The 19467-nt window shown below is 44.4% G+C and carries 20 protein-coding genes and 4 tRNA genes; 15 read left to right on the forward strand and 9 right to left on the reverse strand.

All coding sequences use genetic code 11. The features are described 5' to 3' along the window. Genes ADU37_RS01565 through rpsG form a run of 6 tightly spaced genes read left to right on the forward strand, consistent with a single transcriptional unit; the run spans position 1 to position 5770 of the window. Complete coding sequence (locus tag ADU37_RS01565) at positions 1-2718, forward strand: DNA-directed RNA polymerase subunit A' (protein WP_058945972.1); 2718 nt, start codon at positions 1-3, stop codon at positions 2716-2718. A gap of 5 nt (positions 2719-2723) precedes the next feature. Then, the gene (rpoA2, locus tag ADU37_RS01570; protein ID WP_058945973.1) at positions 2724-3899 is read left to right on the forward strand and encodes a DNA-directed RNA polymerase subunit A''; all 1176 of its coding nucleotides are present in this window, start codon (positions 2724-2726) and stop codon (positions 3897-3899) included. Between the two features lie 21 nt (positions 3900-3920). Beyond that, positions 3921-4223, forward strand: coding sequence for a 50S ribosomal protein L30e (locus ADU37_RS01575; protein ID WP_004068065.1), 303 nt, complete (start codon positions 3921-3923; stop codon positions 4221-4223). A 2-nt stretch (positions 4224-4225) separates the two neighbouring features. Then, positions 4226-4663, forward strand: a complete 438-nt coding sequence (locus ADU37_RS01580; RefSeq protein ID WP_058945974.1) for a NusA-like transcription termination signal-binding factor — start codon at positions 4226-4228, stop codon at positions 4661-4663. Positions 4664-4673: 10 nt separating this feature from the next. Beyond that, complete coding sequence (locus ADU37_RS01585; RefSeq protein WP_058945975.1) at positions 4674-5117, forward strand: 30S ribosomal protein S12; 444 nt, start codon at positions 4674-4676, stop codon at positions 5115-5117. A gap of 5 nt (positions 5118-5122) precedes the next feature. Next, positions 5123-5770: a 30S ribosomal protein S7 gene (gene rpsG, locus ADU37_RS01590; RefSeq protein WP_058945976.1), complete on the forward strand. Its 648-nt coding sequence runs from the start codon at positions 5123-5125 to the stop codon at positions 5768-5770. An 83-nt stretch (positions 5771-5853) separates the two neighbouring features. Here rpsG and ADU37_RS01595 read toward each other — a convergent pair whose 3' ends face one another. Further along, positions 5854-6975, reverse strand: coding sequence for an alkaline phosphatase family protein (locus tag ADU37_RS01595; RefSeq protein ID WP_058945977.1), 1122 nt, complete (start codon positions 6973-6975; stop codon positions 5854-5856). A 62-nt stretch (positions 6976-7037) separates the two neighbouring features. Beyond that, complete coding sequence (locus ADU37_RS01600; protein ID WP_058947599.1) at positions 7038-8288, reverse strand: Nre family DNA repair protein; 1251 nt, start codon at positions 8286-8288, stop codon at positions 7038-7040. Between the two features lie 97 nt (positions 8289-8385). On the opposite strand from ADU37_RS01600, the gene ADU37_RS01605 reads away from it, so the two are divergent. Continuing rightward, positions 8386-8472, forward strand: a tRNA-Ser gene (locus tag ADU37_RS01605). A 22-nt stretch (positions 8473-8494) separates the two neighbouring features. Continuing rightward, positions 8495-8569: transfer RNA gene (locus ADU37_RS01610), tRNA-Cys, on the forward strand. On the opposite strand, the gene ADU37_RS01615 is transcribed toward ADU37_RS01610, so the two are convergent. After that, positions 8570-9616: a pyridoxal-phosphate dependent enzyme gene (locus ADU37_RS01615; RefSeq protein ID WP_058945978.1), complete on the reverse strand. Its 1047-nt coding sequence runs from the start codon at positions 9614-9616 to the stop codon at positions 8570-8572. A gap of 70 nt (positions 9617-9686) precedes the next feature. Here ADU37_RS01615 and udp point away from each other — a divergent pair, with 70 nt between their 5' ends. Further along, positions 9687-10520: a uridine phosphorylase gene (gene udp, locus ADU37_RS01620; RefSeq protein ID WP_058945979.1), complete on the forward strand. Its 834-nt coding sequence runs from the start codon at positions 9687-9689 to the stop codon at positions 10518-10520. On the opposite strand, the gene ADU37_RS01625 is transcribed toward udp, so the two are convergent. Together ADU37_RS01625 and ADU37_RS01630 are read right to left on the reverse strand one after the other, a co-directional pair. Further along, entirely contained in the window at positions 10517-11218 is a 702-nt protein-coding gene (locus tag ADU37_RS01625) for a DUF257 family protein (protein WP_058945980.1), read from the reverse strand. The two genes, udp and ADU37_RS01625, sit on opposite strands and share 4 nt — an antisense overlap. Positions 11219-11507: 289 nt before the next feature. Further along, positions 11508-11595: transfer RNA gene (locus ADU37_RS01630), tRNA-Leu, on the reverse strand. A gap of 112 nt (positions 11596-11707) precedes the next feature. Here ADU37_RS01630 and ADU37_RS01635 point away from each other — a divergent pair. Next, the gene (locus ADU37_RS01635; RefSeq protein WP_058945981.1) at positions 11708-11866 is read left to right on the forward strand and encodes a 50S ribosomal protein L40e; all 159 of its coding nucleotides are present in this window, start codon (positions 11708-11710) and stop codon (positions 11864-11866) included. Here the strand turns inward: ADU37_RS01635 and ADU37_RS01640 are convergent. Beyond that, positions 11863-12192 (reverse strand): PadR family transcriptional regulator, encoded by a 330-nt coding sequence (locus tag ADU37_RS01640; protein WP_058945982.1) that lies wholly within the window; start codon positions 12190-12192, stop codon positions 11863-11865. The genes ADU37_RS01635 and ADU37_RS01640 overlap by 4 nt on opposite strands. 152 nt (positions 12193-12344) lie before the next feature. On the opposite strand from ADU37_RS01640, the gene ADU37_RS01645 reads away from it, so the two are divergent. Both ADU37_RS01645 and ADU37_RS01650 read left to right on the forward strand, forming a co-directional pair. After that, a complete protein-coding gene (locus ADU37_RS01645) occupies positions 12345-12644 on the forward strand; it encodes an FUN14 domain-containing protein (protein WP_058945983.1) in 300 nt (99 codons plus the stop codon). 25 nt (positions 12645-12669) lie between these two features. Beyond that, positions 12670-13992, forward strand: coding sequence for a hypothetical protein (locus ADU37_RS01650; RefSeq protein ID WP_058945984.1), 1323 nt, complete (start codon positions 12670-12672; stop codon positions 13990-13992). Here the strand turns inward: ADU37_RS01650 and ADU37_RS01655 are convergent. After that, entirely contained in the window at positions 13964-14719 is a 756-nt protein-coding gene (locus tag ADU37_RS01655) for a metallophosphoesterase (RefSeq protein ID WP_058945985.1), read from the reverse strand. The genes ADU37_RS01650 and ADU37_RS01655 overlap by 29 nt on opposite strands. A gap of 290 nt (positions 14720-15009) precedes the next feature. Continuing rightward, positions 15010-15087 (reverse strand) — tRNA-Arg (locus ADU37_RS01660). A 53-nt stretch (positions 15088-15140) separates the two neighbouring features. On the opposite strand from ADU37_RS01660, the gene ADU37_RS01665 reads away from it, so the two are divergent. Next, the gene (locus ADU37_RS01665; protein ID WP_058945986.1) at positions 15141-16226 is read left to right on the forward strand and encodes an aminopeptidase P family protein; all 1086 of its coding nucleotides are present in this window, start codon (positions 15141-15143) and stop codon (positions 16224-16226) included. Here ADU37_RS01665 and ADU37_RS01670 read toward each other — a convergent pair. After that, a complete protein-coding gene (locus ADU37_RS01670) occupies positions 16212-17729 on the reverse strand; it encodes an amidohydrolase (protein ID WP_058945987.1) in 1518 nt (505 codons plus the stop codon). The genes ADU37_RS01665 and ADU37_RS01670 overlap by 15 nt on opposite strands. Positions 17730-17926: 197 nt before the next feature. Between ADU37_RS01670 and ftsY the strand changes: the two genes are divergently transcribed. Next, positions 17927-18829, forward strand: a complete 903-nt coding sequence (ftsY, locus tag ADU37_RS01675; RefSeq protein WP_058945988.1) for a signal recognition particle-docking protein FtsY — start codon at positions 17927-17929, stop codon at positions 18827-18829. Between the two features lie 2 nt (positions 18830-18831). Beyond that, the gene (gene snatA / locus ADU37_RS01680; RefSeq protein WP_058945989.1) at positions 18832-19458 is read left to right on the forward strand and encodes a neutral amino acid NAAT transporter SnatA; all 627 of its coding nucleotides are present in this window, start codon (positions 18832-18834) and stop codon (positions 19456-19458) included. Positions 19459-19467 lie beyond the last annotated feature (9 nt).

The raw sequence follows: 19467 nt of genomic DNA on the forward strand, positions 1-19467 counted from the left end.
ATGCACTCAATGAAAAAGGTTCTCGGAAGTATTGAATTTGGTATATTGTCCCCCCAAGAGATTAGAAAGATGAGCGCCGCCGAGATAACTGTGCCGGACACCTATTCAGAGGACGGTTATCCAATTGACGGTGGATTAATGGATAGAAGACTTGGTGTTATAGACCCAAACCTTAGATGTGAGACCTGTGGAGCAAACTACAAAGAATGTCCTGGACATTTTGGACATATAGAACTCGCGAGGCCCGTTATTCACGTAGGGTTTGCAAAGACGATATACAGAATCCTTGAAAGTACTTGCAGGGAATGCGGAAGAATTAGGCTAACCGATGAGGAAATAGAGGAATACATGACAAAGTTCAGTGTGAATGAAGCCAGGAAGAGTGAAATAGATGTTCTAGTGACAGAAATACACAAAAAGGCAAGGGAAAGAATGGTCTGCCCCCACTGTGGTGCTCCCCAATACCAGATAAAGTTCGAGAGGCCCACAATATACTGGGAGATAAGAAGAGACGAGGAAGGAAATGAGTATAAACATAGAATGATGCCAAGTGAAATTAGAGACAGACTGGAAAAGATTCCGAATAAGGATTTACCTCTTCTTGGCCTTGATCCCGAGAAGTCAAGACCGGAATGGATGGTTTTGACAGTTTTGCCAGTTCCCCCAGTTACGGTAAGACCCTCGATTACACTTGAAAGCGGTATAAGGGCTGAAGACGATTTAACTCACAAGCTTGTTGACATAATAAGAATCAATGCCCGTTTGAAACAGAACATTGAAGCCGGAGCCCCGCAGCTCATTATCGAAGACCTATGGGATCTCCTTCAATATCACGTGACCACATACTTTGACAATGAAACTTCCGGAATTCCACCTGCAAAGCACAAGAGTGGAAGACCACTCAAGACGCTCGCTCAAAGACTCAAGGGTAAAGAGGGAAGATTCAGGAAGAACCTCAGCGGTAAGCGTGTTAACTTCTCTGCAAGAACTGTTATCAGTCCAGACCCAATGATAAGTATAAACGAAGTTGGCGTTCCCTTAGTGGTTGCAATGGAGCTAACGGTTCCAGAGAAAGTGACCGAGTTCAACATTGAAAAGCTTAGAAAGATGATCCTCAACGGCCCTGAGAAGTATCCCGGGGCTAACTATGTAATAGACCCACAGGGAAGAAGAATACGCCTTATGGAAAGCAACAGAGAGACAATAGCCAACATGCTTGATATTGGCTGGACGGTTGAGAGGCATCTTCTCGATGGGGACATAGTTCTCTTCAACAGACAGCCATCCCTTCACAGAATGAGCATTATGGCCCACAGGGTTAGGGTTATGCCCTACAAGACATTTAGGCTTAACTTGGCAGTCTGTCCTCCATATAACGCTGATTTCGATGGAGACGAGATGAACCTCCACGTTCCACAAACGGAAGAGGCACAGGCTGAGGCCAAGATATTAATGGAAGTTCAAAACCACATACTCTCCCCAAGATACGGGGGACCGATAATAGGTGGAATTCAAGATCACATATCCGGAGGCTATCTGCTGACCAGGGAAGGGGTGTATTTCACAAAATACGAAGTTGAGCAGATGTTGATGTTTGCGGGTGTTGATGTGAAGGAGCTTCCAAAACCGGATAAGGTAGAAAACGGCGTTGAGTACTGGAGTGGAAAGACTATATTCTCCCTCTTATTGCCGGATGACCTGACGATCTGGTACCGCAACAAGCTTTGTGATGACCCGTCTCAATGTGAACCAATTGAAAGGCTCATTGAAGAGAAGCTGGTGCCCAGTGAAGAGGAAATTAGAAAAGTCGCCACAGATGGCTTTGTCTACATCCGCAACGGAAAACTGTTGAGCGGTGCAATAGACAAAAAGGCCTACGGTAGAGAGGATGGAAAGATTCTCGACATCATAGTTAGAGAGTACGGTGTTGAGAGGGCTAGGCAGTTCTTGGATCAGGTTACAAAGCTTGCGATATGGGTAATCACCCATAAGGGATTCACGACTGGAATAGACGACGAAGACCTTCCCGATGAGGCGAAGGCGAGAATTAGAGAGATAATAATGGAGGCAGAGGACAAGGTTCAAAGGCTAATAGAAGCATACAAGAACGGTGAACTTGAGCCATTGCCCGGTAAAACCCTCGAAGAGACCCTTGAGAGCAAGATAATGGCAGTGCTCTCTGAGGCGAGAGATAACGCGGGTAAGGTGGCCGAAAAGTATCTGGGTATGAACAATCACACTGTTATAATGGCCAAAACTGGGGCAAGAGGTAAGATTCTCAACATCACTCAGATGGCCGCTATGCTTGGACAGCAGTCGATTAGAGGTAAGAGACTTTACAGAGGATACAGAAACAGAGTGCTGAGCCACTTTAAACCCGGAGATCTTGGGGCGAGGGCAAAGGGCTTCATCGTGAACTCCTACAAGAGTGGATTGACTCCACAAGAGTACTTCTTCCACGCAATGGGTGGTAGGGAAGGTCTCGTTGACACAGCCGTTAGAACGGCACAAAGCGGTTACATGCAAAGAAGGCTCATAAACGCACTCCAAGACCTCAAGGTAGACTACGATGGAACTGTGAGAGACCCGACTGGAATTATAGTGCAGTTCCGCTATGGCGAAGACGGAGTAGACCCAATGAAGAGCTGGGGCGGAAAAACAGTGGACGTTGATAGAGTGATAATGAGGACTTTAATAAAGCTCAGGGAGAAGGGGTGAGAGTTATGACATCAAGTTCAACTATTAAAAAGCTTTTAGAGAGCAAAGCCTCCAATCTGCCGGAGAGACTTAAGGAAGAGCTCTTGGAGAAGCTCCTCATTTATAACGAGAAGTACAAGCTGAAAAAGGCAGAAATTGAGGCAATAATTGATGAGGTTGTGGCCGAATACGAAAAAGCTCTAATAGAACCCGGAGAGGCTGTGGGGACTGTTACCGCCCAGTCGATTGGAGAGCCCTCTACACAGATGACACTCAACACCTTCCACTATGCGGGTGTTGCTGAGATTAACGTTACCCTTGGTCTCCCAAGAATCATTGAAATCGTTGATGCAAGAAAGAACCCATCAACTCCAATTATGACCGTTTATCTCGATGAGGAGCATAGATACGACTCAGAAAAGGCCCGTGAAGTTGCAAGGAGAATTGAGGGAACAACCCTCGAAAGCCTTGCCAGAAGCATGACTCTTGATATACTCAACATGGAATTCGTGGTTGATGTTGACCCGGAGCGCCTTGAGAAAAGCGGTTTAACGATGGAGAAGATTCAGGCAAAGCTTGAACGTTCATTCAAGTCGGCAGAAATAGAGGTTGATGGAAACACATTGATAATCAGAATGAAAAAGATTAAGGGTGTTTCAACGTTGAGAAGACTCGCCGATAAAGTTAAAAAGCATCGTCTAAAAGGACTGTCAGGCGTAGGAAAAACAATTATCAGGAAAGAGGGGGATGAGTACGTCATATACACAGAGGGATCAAACTTTAGACAGGTGCTCAAGGTTCCGGGCGTTGATCCAACAAGAACAAGGACGAACAATATCCACGAAATAGCCGAAGTGCTTGGCATTGAAGCTGCAAGAAATGCTATTATCGAAGAAATAACAAGGACGATGCAGGAGCAGGGTCTTGAAGTAGACGTCAGGCATATCATGCTCGTCGCTGATATGATGACCCTTGATGGCGTTGTGAGACCCATTGGAAGGCATGGTGTGGTTGGTACAAAGGCGAGTGTGCTCGCTAGAGCTGCATTCGAGATTACCGTTCAACACTTACTCCAAGCTGCTGAAAGGGGAGAAGTCGATCCCCTCAACGGTGTGGTCGAAAACGTATTAATCGGTCAGCCCGTTCCGGTTGGAACGGGTATCGTTAGACTGACAATGAAGTTACCGATTAAAAATCCATAGAAGAGTAGGGAGGTGTAGGTAATGGATCTGGCATTTGAGCTTAGAAAAGCCCTTGAAACAGGAAAGGTTATCATTGGTTCAAACGAAACAGTTAGGCTTGCCAAGGTCGGGGGTGCAAAGCTCATCATCATAGCCAAAAACGCACCAAAAGAGCTTAAGGATGACATCAACTACTATGCAAAGCTCAGCAATATTCCAGTTTATGAGTTCGAGGGGACAAGCGTTGAGTTAGGCACAATGCTCGGTAAGCCCTTTGTAATTGCATCACTGGCAATAGTAGAACCTGGAGAGAGCAAAATACTGGCACTGGCTGGAGGTAAGTGAGCATGCCACTCAAGCTAAACACCGAGCAGATAAAGTATATAGCACTCTTTGAGAGCTTTACAGGAGCAACAGTGCTCGATTGCTTGATCGACTCATCGAGGAATCGCTTAATATTCGTCATCAAGAAGGGAGAGATGGGCTTGGCATTAGGCAAAGGAGGCAGCAACGTTAAAAGGATACAGGGGATGTTGGGAAAGGACATTGAGCTCATAGAACATTCGGAGAATCCGGAAGAATTCCTCAAGAACATTTATAAAACAATGGGCGTAAAGATTAAAAAAGTCCACATAACTGAAAAGAAAGATGGAAAAAAAGTTGTCCTCCTTGACGTGAATCAAAGGGATAAGCCCCGGGCGATAGGTAGAGGGGGGCAAAACATAAACCTCGTCAAAGAATTAATGGAGAGGCATCACGGGATTGAGGAAGTTGTGGTAATTTGAGGTGATGATCATGGCTGGAAAAAAGGCTCCTCACGGTGAATTTGCTGGAAGAAAGCTCAAACTCAAGAGAAAGAAGTTTAGGTGGAGCGACATAACCTACAAGAGAAGGGTACTTAGGCTCAAGGAGAAGAGCGATCCACTTGAAGGTGCACCACAGGCGAGGGGAATTGTCCTTGAAAAGATTGCGGTTGAAGCTAAGCAGCCAAACTCAGGTATGAGAAAAGCGGTTAGGGTTCAGCTCATCAAGAACGGTAAAGTGGTTACCGCTTTCACCCCCGGTGACGGTGCTATCAAGCACATTGACGAACACGATGAGGTCATCATAGAGGGGATTGGCGGTCCAAAGGGTGGATCCATGGGTGACATTCCAGGAATTAGGTACAAGGTTGTCATCGTTAACAAGACTTCCCTTAAAGAGATAGTTAAGGGTAGAAAAGAAAAGCCAAGAAGGTGATGCTCATGGCCAAACCATTAGAAGAGAGATTTTTTATCCCAAAGGATTTCAAGGTTTTCGGGAGATGGAGTGTTGAGGAGGTAGTCGTTGAGGACCCATCGCTCAGACCTTACATTAATCTCGAACCAAGGATTCTTCCCCACAGCCACGGAAGGTATGCTAAGAAGCAGTTTGGTAAGGCAAATGTGCATATTGTTGAGAGGCTAATAAACAAGGTAATGAGAAGCGGTGCTTCAAGCTACAAAATCGGCGGGCACTTCATGAGAAGAGAACACCGCTCATTGATGAGCAAGAAGACGAAGGCTTATGAGGTCGTAAAAGAGGCTTTCAAGATCATTGAACAGAGAACAAAGCAGAACCCAATTCAAGTTCTTGTTAAGGCAATCGAAAACTCCGCCCCAAGGGAAGACACCACAAACGTCATGTTCGGTGGAGTTAGATACCACATTGCAGTTGATATCTCTCCACTGAGAAGGCTTGATGTTGCCTTGAGAAACATCGCCCTCGGTGCCTCAGCAAAGTGTTACCGCAACAAGATTAGCTATGCCCAGGCTTTGGCAGAGGAAATAATAGCCGCGGCAAACAAGGATACAAAGAGCTTCGCATACAGCAAGAAGGAAGAAATCGAGAGGATTGCACAGTCCTCAAGGTGAGCTCTTTTATTTCTTTTTCAATTGTATGTTAAGCACGGTCTCTCCTTTGTATCTTTTAATTCCTTCAGAGCAGAGCCCCCACGCTATTTAATTAAACTTTTCCCTACCATATCTTCAGGCTTCTCAACTCCAAAGAACTTCAAGATTGTGGGTGCAATATCGTAGAGGCTGGCATTTTCAGTGTCCACATCCTCAAACCCCCAGAGGATAAGAGGTACTCTCATCACTGGCTCGTTCATTGATCCATGCATCCCCTTTACCCAGTAACTTTTGCCTTTAATTCCATTACAAAACCTATGAGAGCAGAACCAGTAGCCTTCCTTGGCCGAGACTATAATTTCTCCGCTGTTTGGGGTATTTAGGTGTGGCAAATCCTCTCTAAAAAAGACGTACTTTACACCGGAGGCTCTCTTTAATAGTGAATACGCCTCCTCTGCTTCTTTTGGGTCTTTTAGATAAACGTGCACTCCCCCTCCAGATGAGACCCTCAGTGTTTCAATACCGTGTTTTTTGAGATAAGCCCTGAGGTTTATCCACGTGTGGACTTTTTCCTGTCCATGGTCTGCAAAGATTATAAATGCGTATTCGTCATTAAGCCTTTCCCACAAAACGTTTAATGCTATATCCACCGTTTCAACGGCTTTCATGGCTTCATGGCTTAAGGGAGCATAATCGTGTTGCATACCATCAATCGAGCAGAAGTGAACTAAAAGCAAATCCGGTTTGCACTCTTCATAGAGGTAAAGGGCGGAATTTAAAACCCATTTATCTTTCCTCCAATCTCTTCCGTGTTGCCTATAGAGGTCATCGTCGCTGAAAAACGGGGGGAAGATCCTAACGTGGGTACCACTGAAGGGAGGCATTGTATAACCGCTAACTGAAGCACTCCTTATTCCCTTTTCCCTGAGAATATCAATCACAGTTCTTGCCTTTATAACTTTGTGCGGATTAAAAGCTACCTCATAGTCGTAAAAATTCACCTTTCTGTCGGCTATCCTGTCATAATAACCATTTTCAACAACGCCGTGAATCCATGGAGGAACTCCGGTAACTACACTCGTATGAACTAAATCCGTAAGCGTTGGGAATATCGACTCCACAACTTCAAAGAACCCCTCCTCCGCCAGCTCACTTAAAAATGGCATGTGTTTTAAATTGTAAACCCCATTGCCGTCGATGCTTATGAGCGCGAGTTTTTTTCTCATAGACTAAGCTACGGGAGATTGGTTAAAAAGTTTAAGTTTAGAATGCTAGATTGAAAGAATTGTTATTGATGTTGCCGCTCCTTTTGGGTTATATGGAAAAGGTAATAGTCGAGTGTCCTCTGCTTTCTCGTTCGCAAAATCCAGCTTTTTTCTATATATTTCTCAAGCTTTAGCTCAAGGAACTTTCTTAGTTCATTGAAGGCTTCCTGAAGCGTGTTAAATCTCCCTACTGGGCTCTCCATGGCTTTCTTTACCCCCACCCTTATTTGCCACACGCCCACAGGAGCGTAGTACTTTGGGGTTACTTCCCTGAACACTATTATTCTCGCCTGCCTTCTTCTTCTCCTGAGACTTTCAAGAACGCTCAAACGGGCGGCATAATACGCCCCAGTGGTCTCTTCAGCGTAGCCCTTGATACCGCAAAAGTCCTCATAGTCATGGATAACTTCCGGTTCGTCGCTTCCAAACAGAGAGCCCTTAAGCCAGACCTCTAAAAGTTCAAAGGCGTAAGTTTCGGGCATTAGAAGCACAGCATACCTGTTCCCCAAGAATTCGTAAAAGTAGAGCTCAAAATCGTTTATAGGTTCATAATGGAGGATTTCTTTCCTTAGTTTTTTACCTATAGTATCCTGCACAGCTGTGATGCTCCACCTTGTCGGAACGAGCTTTCTGTTAATGCCCAAAAGTCCTGCAGAGAGGAGTCTTATTATGTAGTACTCATCAAAGCCCCAGCTGTAGAGTCTCATTATTGCCTGTTCGGCTTTTAGTTCATCACTAACTATGTAGTCCGTTTTCCTCGGTATTTTTGGGTTTTCCGTGAGCTCAAAGTCGAGAAGTTCTGCCTTTGGCCCTATTGGGGGAGCAAATTCACTTGGGAGAACTTTTAGAACTGGTCTCTTCTTGAGGAGAATCTCACTGTCCACGGGTCTTATGCTCATTGCCAGCTCCTGAACCTCTTCAAGGATTCTTTCGCTTTTTCTCACGTTGACATCAGCCTTCATCTCCCCCATGACAAGAAGGGAGCGATAGTAGAGGATATCCCTTATTGTTTTGTTCTCCCATTTTAGAGGACTGTCGAGGTGGGAAGTGTTTCCCTCTATTGGAGGAACAAGGGGTCCGATACGGACTTTGGGGTAGCCGTATTCGCCAACAAATATGCTGGGAGGAGAGGAGCCGAAGATCTCTCTGCGGTTTATCTTCTGCTCCACATTCTTGGCTACCCTAAATCGTTCGAGAATCGGGCATGTGGGCCTTCCACAAAGCAACTTTCTTCCTTTGCATAGGGCACAGAGTTTTGAGTTAAAGAACTCCATCGGTTTTAAATAGAGGGCGGAGGTATTTATACCTATCCTCGGCGTTTCCCTTTGCGAAAGATTTAAATACCCTCCCAAACTCCTTAATGTTGGACGTGCCGCGGTAGCCTAGCCTGGTAGGGCGCCGGCCTGCTAAGCCGGTGGGCATAGTCCCTCCGGGGTTCAAATCCCCGCCGCGGCGCCAAAATATCTTCTTCGGGTAAAATGCCGGGATAGCCTAGAGGTGAGGCGGCGGACTGCAGATCCGCTTTACGGGGGTTCAAATCCCCCTCCCGGCTCCATTAAACGCTTTTCAGCCCAGAACCGGTAAGGGGAATGAGGACTTTTGTGCCTTTTTCAAAATAACCATCCCCTAAGAGCAACTTAAATGCAGCGTAGGCTGTTGCTGACGTTGGTTCGACTAAAAAGCCCATAGAAATAAGTTCTTTTATAGCCTCCACTATCTCTTCATCTCCCACAGAAACACATGCTCCATCGCTCTCTTTTAGGACTTTGAGCATCTGCCTTCTTCTGGGAGGTTCTGGAATGGCTATCCCTTCTGCAAGTCTGCTTTTTTCTTTACTTCTCTTGCACAGGCTTTCATATCCTCTCCCTTGGACGGCAATCATTCTTGGAATTTTTGTTCTTCCAAGCTTTTCTAAATCTTTAAACCCCTTATAGAGTCCCAAAAATAGAGTCCCACTTCCAGTAGCTGCTAACGTGTAGTCCACACTTCCTATCTGCTCATAAACCTCATAAGCTATTGTTTTTGTGCCTTCGATGAAGTAGGGGTTGTACCAGTGAGATATATACATCCCTTTCCGAAAACCCTTTGCCCTTTCGTGCACTTCCATTCGTGATCCCTCAACCTCATGAACCTCCGCCTCTAATAGTTTTAGAAGCCTCTTTTTTCCTTCGCTTGTGTGTTTTGGAATGAAGATATGGGCTTTTAGCCCTTCACTTTTTGCGAAGAGCGCCAAGCTTAACGCTGCATTTCCGGAAGAGTCAAGTGTTACCTCCCTTATGCCTTCTTCCTTCAGTTTTGCAACGGTCACATAAGTACCCCTGTCCTTGAAGGAGCCGCTGGGCATCAGGTATTCAAGCTTGAAGAAAACGTTGATCCCTTCGATTTTTCTCCCAACTATTGGAGTTATTGGAAGAGTCAACTTTGGCAAAAACTCCTCTTTTAGGGGTAAAAAACTGAGGTACCTCCTTACGTCCAGGAATTCTCCTCTCAGCAACCCTCTAAAACTACCTTCTTTTTCCCCGATGTATTCAAGAACTCCTCCGCATTCGCACATAATTTTAAAGCCTTCATAAGTCCTTCCGCATCTCAGACACTTTAACATCTCCTCACCCTTTGCAGTAGGGATTTCGTTTATATATCACTTTCCCAAAATCCATGTAGAGGTGGGAGAAATGAAAAAGTTTATGCCCGCTGATAGGCCTCAAACGGAAGAGGGGTACCAATACCACATAGCCTGTAAGCCCGGTGATGTTGCCCGCTACGTTCTCCTCCCGGGCGATCCTGAGAGGGTTCCCAAGATAAGTTCCCTCTGGGATGAAGCAAAGGAAATAGCATTCCACAGGGAGTACAGAACCCACACGGGTAAGTATAAAGGCGTTCCTATAAGCGTAACCTCAACGGGAATAGGAGGGCCTTCAACGGCAATAGCAATAGAGGAATTAGCAGCAATAGGTGCCGACACTTTCATTAGGGTAGGCTCGACGGGAGCAATCCAGCCCGGGATAGAGATTGGTGATTTGATAATAGCGAAAGCAGCTGTTAGACTTGAAGGGACGTCGAAGCAGTATGTTAGAGTTGAATATCCAGCAAGTGCCGATATTGAGGTTACCTTGGCCTTAATCGAAGCTGCGGAAACATTGGGGGTTAGCTACCACGTTGGAATCACGGCCTCTACTGACAGCTTTTATGTGGGCCAAGCAAGGCCCGGATTGAACGGCTATTTCCCGAGCTTTGCAAAGCACCTCATAGAGGATTTGAGGCAGGCTAAAGTTACGAACTTTGAGATGGAAGCTGCTACACTTTACACCCTCGCGAACATCTATGGTCTTAGAGCAGGCTGTGTCTGTGCGGTCTTTGCAAATAGAATAACCAATGAGTTTGGAAAAGCCGGAGAAAGGGAGGCGGCATTGGTTGCAAGTGAAGCTGTCAAAATTCTACACGAATGGGATGAAGAGAAAGAGAAAAAAGGTAAAAAATACTGGTTCCCAAGTTTGAGGAAGCTTTAATCCCTTTTTAATTTAATTAGAGAATCTTGGAGCTCTTGGGCTTCGATGCTGGAGGTTTTTCCATAGTCCTCGAAATCAACTGACCTTACTACTTGGAAGTTTATCCTCTTTTCTGATAGCTGAACGAGGAAGCTTCTGCTTGAGTGCTCTCTAAACTCTTGGAGAATTTTTTCGTTTAGGAGGGATGTGTTAACCAACGTTACCAGCACTCTCTTCTCATCCCCAAGGAAAGGTCGTATTATTGTTCCGAAAAACGTTTCCAGTGCTCTGGGGTCATCTTCATAGAGCTTTATAAGCTTCTCTATCCCCACAACAATTCTTATAGCGAATTCACTCTCTTCTTCTCTTTGGAACTCCTTGAGAGCTTCCAGATACTGCTCTCTCCACACGGGGATCTCACTTTTTAGCTCTATCCTCTTGAGGATTTTGCCCGTTTTCATAATTCCGCCAAACTTAATTACTGGCAGGTTTTCTATAAAAGACGGGTCAATACCTGCAAGTTCAAGGTGGGCCTTTAAGATGTGGAGCTGGTCAAGTACATCTATAAGGAGCACCTTAGTGTTGCTCTGCTTTGCATAGTTAATGACGATGCGGAATATTAGATGGATTGGTTCCGAAGAGGTGTATTCCACCAGAATGTCCTCCCCTCTTCTTATTTTTCTAAGCTGATTGAAAACGTCTCTCTCAAAAATCTCCATGTTTCCCACTCCCCTGTGAATTTCGTCGTATGAACATTCCTAAAATTAAAAATTGGAATAATTCACCATATGTGCGGATAGTTATGGGACTATAAAAAGCTTTTTGCGAATATTTTTAGTTTATACCTTGAACTTATTAAACTTCATCCTCCTTACATCCGGAAGCGCCAAAATCCCTAAGGGAGAATTTGTTAGAATAGTTCTTGGAACTGAACTTATAAAACTCCTATCTGAAGGCCCGGCAGTTTTGAATCTAAAGCTTTTTAGAAGAAAGCGGATTTTACAAAGGTGGTGCGGGGGACGGGATTCGAACCCGCGTAGCCCTACGGCACCGGATCTTAAGTCCGGCCCCTTTGGCCAGGCTCGGGCACCCCCGCTCATAAGTGAAAGAGCAAAGTTCGAATAAAAAGCTTTCGGTAATTCAAAAAAGGTAAAGCTTAAAAAGAAATGCTTGTAAGTGAACACAGTCAAGATCATGGAGGGATTAAAATGGCAAGGTTTCCTGAAGCTGAGGCAAGAATATTTAGGAAGTACATCTGCATGAGGTGCGGTGCCACTAACCCATGGAGAGCAGAGAAGTGCAGGAAGTGCGGATACAAGGGACTAAGGCCAAAAGCTAAAGAACCAAGAGGAGGAGCAGGACGTTAGAGGTACTTAAGCTTGTTTAATATTTCTTCTATAAATTTTATTCCCTCTTCGAGGAGTTTTTCCCCTTTTTCTGTAAGCTTGTAGTATTTCCTCGAGGGTTTTCCGGTTTCGCTTTCGTGCCATTCTGAAGTTACGTATCCATCGTGTTCAAGCTTGTAAAGCACCACATAGCTGCTTACCGTGGCAGGTTCAAATCCGAATCTCTCTCTTATCTCATTTTTGAGTTCATATGCATACATAGGCCTGTCTTTTAGCAATCTCAGTATGTAAACCCACAGAACTTCCTTTGTTATCTTCTCCTTGAGTCTCTCCATGGGGGTTGTCATATATATCACCCTCGATGATACATATTGTCATCCTTAAAACTTTTATGCTTATAAATATTGGGTTTTCATATAATTTAAACATTTTGCCGCTATAAAATCCAAAAGCAAAAGGGTTTTAACTGCAAAAACTCAAAGACAAATGGTGAGCTACCATGAACCTTGACTTCGGTGGAATAATGGGAGATATGGGAATTGGAGCCGTTGTTGGCTTTATAACGGGCTATGCGCTTAAAAAGTTCATAAAAATAGTGCTTACCTTGATAGGCGTATATCTGCTGAGTCTCTTCTGGCTTCAGCAAAAGGGGGTTATAACAGTAAACACCGATGCTCTCTTCAACCTTGCAGAAAGCGCAACTGCATCAACTTTAACTTTGGCCGATAAAGTAGTGGGGATTTTACCGGGGACTGGGGCATTTGTTGCAGGCTTCTATTTAGGGTTCCGCAAAGGTTAAATTCCGCTTTATTTATTTTTCTTTCATGAGTTACGAGAAGAAGGTCATGTTACGGCATTCAATAGCGAGTATAGTGGCTCTTGTCCTCTTCGGTCTCAGCAGGCTTGTCTACAGCATAGTTATCTCAAGAAGATTTGGCATTGAAGTTCTGGGAAAGGTGAATTCGCTGATATCACAGGCATTTTTACTGGCCATTCCGTTAAGCTTTTTTGCCGTTGCTTTGGGGAAATATGCCTCCGAGTTTCTGGGAAAAGGGGAAATAGAAAAAATAAAATCCATGGCAACGTTGGGATTTTCTTTTCCTTTTATTGGCTTGATTTTGATTCCCTTTAACTTTTATTTGGCTTTTCTGGCGGTTTTAAGGGCGCTTCAGTTAACGTTTCGTAGCTTTATTTATGGTCTCCATCGGGGTGAGATTTATGCCTATGCAATGCTGGGAGCGTTTGTGCTATTTATTGGAGGATTTCTGTCGGAAAACTACTATCTGCCCTATATCGGCCTTCTTTCTGGTGTAACCCTCTTCGGGTTTTTGTATCTCCTTAAAGAAAAGCTCTTTGGAAAACCTACCTCTGAGACCTTTAAAATCCTCCTAGGATATTCCAGCTTTGCATTCCTTGGGACAATTTCGGGAGTTTTTCTTGTTCAGGCTCCGTATTTTCTAAGCGAGAGGCTTGCTTCTCCCAGAGTCGCCGGTGTTGTTTCTGCCTCACTCTCTGCGGCATTTTTGTTGACGTACATGCCCCAGGTGTTTCAATCAGCCATAATGCCTCTGTATTCCTATAAATATGGGAAAGATGAGATGGAATATGTAAAGTGGCTTGCCGAGGAATCCACAAAGTTGCTATCCCTTTTGGTGGCTTTGATGGTCTTTCTTCTTCTACTTGTTGGTAGGGAGATTTTGTCGTTCTTTTTTGGGTTTAGTCTGGGCAGTGAGTTCTACCTAACTCTTGTAGCTGTGGAAACGTATATTGCCTATAATCCCAGCATAGTGGCACTGAATTCAACAAGGTATGTGAAAGAAGGGACTATCATTGCACTCTTGGGCGCTATGTTTTCTCTCGTTGCTTGGTTGCTTTTGATAACTTCCTTTGAAGAATATGGAACTGTTTTCGGGCTCTTTTTGGGATACCTCTCGATATTAATTGGCACATCAATCGTGGCAAACAAGAAGCTGGGGGTTTCGTTCGCCTCTTATGCCCAATTTGTTGTGGCTGTTTTACTGCAGTTCACGGTATTCCTATCAAAAGCCCTCTTGCTGTTGGCTTTTGTAGTATACGTTGGAATATTCAGAAAAGAAATAAAAAGGGTGTTCAAGCTCTTTAAACTTTTCCGTGATAGAGGATTTTAATGAGCTCCTCTGGCAATCCTTCTGCTTTGATTTTGTCCTCTATGATTTTCTTGTCATATTCAACTTCTACGAATTTCGTGTGCAGATTGTCAACATTTATGAGGGCAAAAGTTGCCTTGTGCTCTTTTCCTGCTGGGAATCCAATGCTGCCGGGGCATACTACCCTTCCGTACCTCGTCATGGCATTAAGGGGAAGTTTTGGTGATGCTACTAATAGAAGTTCGTAGTCTTTTACCGGTCTCATGACGGCTTCGTAATATGAGGTGGGCTGTTCTGGAAGAACCTTGCCCTCGAAGGGGTTTAATGGGCTTCCATAGACCCCGAAAATGTCGTTCTTGCCGATTTTGTCAACAAGATATATAGGCAAATCTCTTATGAACTCCCTTCCTTCATGGCCAAGCTTCTCCCAGGTGTATTTTAATGCCTCTTTTACGTATGGCTCGAGTGCAAGTTCATTAATATACTCTGGCCCTTCAGCGTGTGGGTCACTCATAGCTATTATCTGGTCGAATTCTCCGCGGATTACCTTTACATGGTTGTTTTTCACCAGATCATCGAGAACATCGAGAACTTCCTCTGGATAGGGGAACAATCCAACTATGTTTCCGAGGATGTAGTATTTTTCAATCTCATAACCTTCTTCCTTAAGCTCCTCAATTCTTCCGAGGGCTCTTACGAGGGCGGGGAGGTTTCCATTGATGTTCGCCAACACTGCCACGTATGTCATTCCACCACCCCCCTTAATTTTTCTAACTTTAATTTACTAAAAGAGGTATTTAAGCTTTTCGAAATTTGGGGGTCAAAAAGAGAGGAATCTCCTTTTCTTTCTCCCATCTTGTTTAGTTTTTGCATTGGTGAGCAGGTAGAGTATAAGTGCATCCTCTATCACCGCTATCACCTCCGTCAAAACAGTGCTGTGTTCTGATGGGTGAGAAACGTTCTGTATTTTAATTACAAGGAGTTATTTAAAAATTTTTGGTTTACTTTTTAAGTGCGGGTTGTTCGAGAACAAATATATGGCGCCCCGGCGGGGATTTGAACCCCGGACCTCGAGGTCCGCAGCCTCGCGCCCTATCCAGACTAGGCCACCGGGGCATCCAAGGAACTTTTTGGGAGAGACCTTATAAATTTTGCTCGCAAGCTTCTTTATGGTGGTATACGTGAATAGAATGGAGAAATTCCTAAGATTCCTTATGGAGTATAATTACGAGGGTGCATTAATAACTCCCGGCAGCAACCTCTATTATCTGACCGGAATGAGCCCTCAAGCAACTGAAGAAAGGCTTTTTCTCCTTGTAGTCAATAAAGAAGGAGAAAGCGTTCTAATAGCACCCAAGCTTTATGAAAATGAAGTTGAGTGGGAAAATTCAGTATTCTGGAGTGACGAGGAGAACCCCTATGAAATCCTTGAAAGAGTATTGGCTTCTCTGAATTTGAAGGGCGGTAAGATTCTGGTGGAAGATACGATGAGAGCAAGCTTTCTAATCCACATTGAGCGGCTTTTGAAAGATTACACTTTCTATCCGCTGAGCGTTGTTGCAAGAGAACTAAGAATGCGTAAAGACGAAAAGGAACTAAGCCTGATGAAGAAAGCCGCTGAAATTGCAGATAAAGTTTTCTACGAAATAATAAGCAGGGAATTGATTGGGAAGAGTGAAAAGCAGGTTGCTCTGGAAATTGAGTTTCTCATTAGGGAACTGGCAGACGGTGTCTCTTTCTCTCCTATAGTAGCTTCCGGAAAAAACGCTGCAAATCCTCATCATACGCCGGGTAATAGGAAAATAAGGTCCGGAGACTTCGTGATACTTGACTTCGGGGCAAGGTACAAAGGTTACTGTTCCGATATTACGAGAACCATAGCTGTAGGCCACCCGAATGAAAAGCTCAAAGAAATCTATGAAATTGTCAAAGAAGCTCAAGAAAGAGCTTTTCAGAGCGTCCGCGAAGGAATAAAGGCAAAGGAAGTTGACAAAGCAGCGAGAGAGCATATATTCGAGAAAGGTTATGGTAACTACTTCGTTCACAGAACGGGACACGGAATTGGTCTTGAAGTGCATGAAGAGCCCTATATAAGCCAAACAAATGAGCGGATTCTTGAGCGCGGCATGACGTTTACCATTGAGCCGGGCATTTACATCCCCAATCTCGGAGGCGTGAGAATAGAAGACGATGTGGTGGTGGAGAAAAAAGGAAAAAGGCTTACAAAAGCTGAAAGGGAGTTAATAACACTTTGAGCCTCCTACGTAGACTTCCAGAACTTTTATGTTCTTCAGTTCTTTCTCTTCAACTTCAAACGGGTCTCTGTCCACTACAATGAAGTCCCCGAATTTGCCCTCTTCAAGGCTTCCAAGTTCATTTTCGGCATGCATTATGTAAGCTGAGCCATATGTGTAGCCGTGGAGGCTTTCCTCTATGGATAGGCGTTCGTCTTTTGTATAGTGATAGGTCTCAACATTCTCAAATTTTCCCCTAGTAACTGCAGCGTAGATTGTTTCCCATGGATTTACGGGCTCTATTGGGGCATCAGTTCCAAAGCCTATCACAATTTGCTCAAGCATGCTCTTGAAGGGGTAAATCCATTTTGCCCTCTCTTTTCCGACCCTCTTCACTGCCCACCAGTCGCTTATTACGAACCTCGGCTGAACCGAGGCAACAACCCCGAGTTCTTTCATCCTTTTTATCTGATCTTCCCTCAAAATTGATGCGTGTTCTATACGGTTCCTCTCTCCTCTGAACTTTTCATAAACGTCTAAGACCATATCGGTGGTTTTATCGCCTATTGCATGGACTGCCATCTGGAGATTCAGCTTATGGGCTTCTCTTACTATCTCTTCAAGCTCTTCCTTGCTTATGTTGGGATGCCCAGTCATAGGGGCGTCTGCATAGGGCTTGGAAAGCCATGCTGTCCGAGCGCCGAGGCTTCCATCCGCAAGAACTTTTATTCCCATGATCTTTACCCTCTCGCTCCCGACCCCTCTGGTAAGGCCAAGGTTCTTCAACTCCTTTAGGAGGGAGGGATTTAGGTATACAAACACTCTAATGGGAAGCCTCCCTTCGCTGTCAAGCTCCAAAAGTGCTCTGAGGCTTTTATTATTCACACTCACGAAGCCAACAGCCGTTACGCCCTGAGAAAGAACGAACTTGGCCCCCTCTTCGATAAAGTGTTTGTAGTCGTCGAACGTTAAAGTTTTGCTGATAACATCTCTCACCTTTTCTAGGGCGTTTTCTCTTATTATCCCGGTTTCAAGGTCTACGTCTTCATCCTTTTCCAAACCTACAATTTCTATAGCCTTCGTGTTCAGCACAGCAGCATGGAAGCATGTTCTATACAAAAGAACCGGTTTGTCATCGACAGCTTCATCCAAATCTGCTCTTGTGGGGTATCTTCCGAGTTCTTCCTGATCCCATCCAAAGCCAAGAATCCAGCTTGTGCTTGTTTTGGCGGCGTAATCTTTAAGTTTTTCTTTCAACTCCTCTATACTTCTTGTTCCCTTTAAATTGAGCATTTTCAAGGATTGTCCAAGGGAGTTTAGATGAATGTGGGAATCTATGAATCCCGGCAGAACAGTTTTTCCGCCCAAATCTACTACTTCTCCTCCAAGCTCTTTGGCAATTTTTTGGACTTTTTCGCTCTTTCCTGCGTAAATAACCTTCTCGTTGGCTACCACAATGGCTTCTGCAACCTTGAGCGGTTTAAAAGAGATGTAAATTTTCCCATTCACAAAAGCCCTGATCAATTTGTTCCCCCTCTTCTGGTTTGTTGTTCGTCTTTTATATTTTCTTTGGTCGACATATCAAAAAGCCCTTAAACTGTGGAGCATAAGAGGTAGTAGCCGATGAAGAACGGTTTCGGAACTGAAGGGTGATGTAACCAGCTATCGCTGAGGCTCATATTTATAAATTCGTTTGGTGATCATAACCCCGGTGAGGGCAAATGTTTGGGAAACTCAAGGAAAAATTAAGCTCATTTGTTGATAAGGTTGCTCAGACTGAAATAAGTGAAAAAGACGTTGAGAATGCACTCTGGGATCTTGAGCTGGAGCTCTTAGAGGCGGATGTGGCTTTAGAAGTTGTAGATGAGCTTAAGGAAAAAATAAAACAGAAGCTTGTTGGACAAAAGGTTAAAATAGGCACAAACAAGAGGGAGATTGTAGAAAAAGCTGTTAAAGAGGCTGTTCTTGAAGTTCTAACACCCGAAAGACACATAGACCTCTTAGGGATGGTCAAATCAAAAAAAGAAAAGCCGTTCGTGATAGTTTTTGTTGGCTTTAACGGAAGTGGAAAAACCACTACAATAGCTAAGCTTGCCAGCTGGCTTAAGAAAAATGGTTTAAGCGTTGTTATAGCCGCTAGCGATACCTTTAGGGCGGGAGCAATAGAGCAGGTGGAGGAACATGCGAAGAGAATTGGTGTTAAGCTCATCAAACACGGTTACAAATCTGATCCAGCTGCTGTGGCTTACGATGCCATAGAGCATGCAAAAGCGAGAGGAATCGACGTGGTTTTAGTTGATACAGCCGGAAGAAACGAGCTTAACAGAAATCTCATGGATGAAATGAAAAAAATAGTCAGGGTTACAAAGCCGGATCTGGTTATATTCGTAGGAGATGCTCTTGCCGGAAATGCAATAATAGAGCAGGCAAGGCAGTTTAATGAGGCGGTTAGGATTGACGGAGTTGTTCTAACAAAGCTTGACGCGGATGCAAGGGGAGGTGCCGCATTAAGCATAGCCCACGCCATTGGTGCGCCAATACTTTTTGTTGGGGTTGGTCAAGGATATGACGATTTAATGCCCTTTGATGAAAAATGGATGCTGGAGAAAATTTTTGGTGGGTGAAAATGTTTTTTAAGACATTCCTTTATGTGTTTGGCACCCTCTTTGCAGTGATGAACCCCATTGGAGCTGTTCCGGTATTTCTTTCTATTACCCAGCACTGTAAATCTCGCGAGGCAAGGATCAGTCTGGCAAAGAGAACATCAGCGGCCGTTTTTGTTACCTTGGTAACCTTTGCACTCTTGGGGGAGTGGATATTCAAGTTCTTTGGCTCCACAATAGATGCCTTTGCAATTGCAGGAGGAATTTTGCTCTTCAGAATGGCATTGGAAATGCTAAGTGGTAGTCTCTCTACTATAAAAATAACCCATGAAGAGGAGGAAGAGGCCGTAAGTTTAAGCGAGATTGCCATAATCCCCTTGGCAATTCCCTTGATTTCTGGTCCGGGTTCAATAACAACTGTGATGATACACATGGCAAAGAGCAGCGACTATCTGGGAAAAATGGCCGTTATTCTTGCGATTTTTGTGGCAAGTCTTTCAGTTTACTTGGTGCTTAGGTCTGCAGAAAAGGTGCAGCGGAAGCTTGGTAGAGTGGGAATAAGAGTTACCACAAGAATGATGGGTCTTATACTGGCTTCAATGGCCGTTCAGCTTGTAATCAACGGAATTAAAGGAGCATTTGGACTTTAATCGCAATCT

This window comes from Thermococcus sp. 2319x1, assembly GCF_001484685.1.
Lineage (GTDB): Archaea > Methanobacteriota_B > Thermococci > Thermococcales > Thermococcaceae > Thermococcus_A.

Excerpts from the sequence above, each read along its gene's own strand:
- ADU37_RS01565 (WP_058945972.1), top strand. The coding sequence starts at position 1 with ATGCACTCAATGAAAAAGGTTCTCGGAAGTATTGAATTTGGTATATTG.
- rpoA2 (WP_058945973.1), top strand. The coding sequence starts at position 2,724 with ATGACATCAAGTTCAACTATTAAAAAGCTTTTAGAGAGCAAAGCCTCC.
- ADU37_RS01575 (WP_004068065.1), top strand. The coding sequence starts at position 3,921 with ATGGATCTGGCATTTGAGCTTAGAAAAGCCCTTGAAACAGGAAAGGTT.
- ADU37_RS01580 (WP_058945974.1), top strand. The coding sequence starts at position 4,226 with ATGCCACTCAAGCTAAACACCGAGCAGATAAAGTATATAGCACTCTTT.
- ADU37_RS01585 (WP_058945975.1), top strand. The coding sequence starts at position 4,674 with ATGGCTGGAAAAAAGGCTCCTCACGGTGAATTTGCTGGAAGAAAGCTC.
- rpsG (WP_058945976.1), top strand. The coding sequence starts at position 5,123 with ATGGCCAAACCATTAGAAGAGAGATTTTTTATCCCAAAGGATTTCAAG.
- ADU37_RS01595 (WP_058945977.1), bottom strand. The coding sequence starts at position 6,975 with ATGAGAAAAAAACTCGCGCTCATAAGCATCGACGGCAATGGGGTTTAC.
- ADU37_RS01600 (WP_058947599.1), bottom strand. The coding sequence starts at position 8,288 with ATGGAGTTCTTTAACTCAAAACTCTGTGCCCTATGCAAAGGAAGAAAG.
- ADU37_RS01615 (WP_058945978.1), bottom strand. The coding sequence starts at position 9,616 with ATGTTAAAGTGTCTGAGATGCGGAAGGACTTATGAAGGCTTTAAAATT.
- udp (WP_058945979.1), top strand. The coding sequence starts at position 9,687 with ATGAAAAAGTTTATGCCCGCTGATAGGCCTCAAACGGAAGAGGGGTAC.
- ADU37_RS01625 (WP_058945980.1), bottom strand. The coding sequence starts at position 11,218 with ATGGAGATTTTTGAGAGAGACGTTTTCAATCAGCTTAGAAAAATAAGA.
- ADU37_RS01635 (WP_058945981.1), top strand. The coding sequence starts at position 11,708 with ATGGCAAGGTTTCCTGAAGCTGAGGCAAGAATATTTAGGAAGTACATC.
- ADU37_RS01640 (WP_058945982.1), bottom strand. The coding sequence starts at position 12,192 with ATGACAACCCCCATGGAGAGACTCAAGGAGAAGATAACAAAGGAAGTT.
- ADU37_RS01645 (WP_058945983.1), top strand. The coding sequence starts at position 12,345 with ATGAACCTTGACTTCGGTGGAATAATGGGAGATATGGGAATTGGAGCC.
- ADU37_RS01650 (WP_058945984.1), top strand. The coding sequence starts at position 12,670 with ATGAGTTACGAGAAGAAGGTCATGTTACGGCATTCAATAGCGAGTATA.
- ADU37_RS01655 (WP_058945985.1), bottom strand. The coding sequence starts at position 14,719 with ATGACATACGTGGCAGTGTTGGCGAACATCAATGGAAACCTCCCCGCC.
- ADU37_RS01665 (WP_058945986.1), top strand. The coding sequence starts at position 15,141 with ATGGTGGTATACGTGAATAGAATGGAGAAATTCCTAAGATTCCTTATG.
- ftsY (WP_058945988.1), top strand. The coding sequence starts at position 17,927 with ATGTTTGGGAAACTCAAGGAAAAATTAAGCTCATTTGTTGATAAGGTT.
- snatA (WP_058945989.1), top strand. The coding sequence starts at position 18,832 with ATGTTTTTTAAGACATTCCTTTATGTGTTTGGCACCCTCTTTGCAGTG.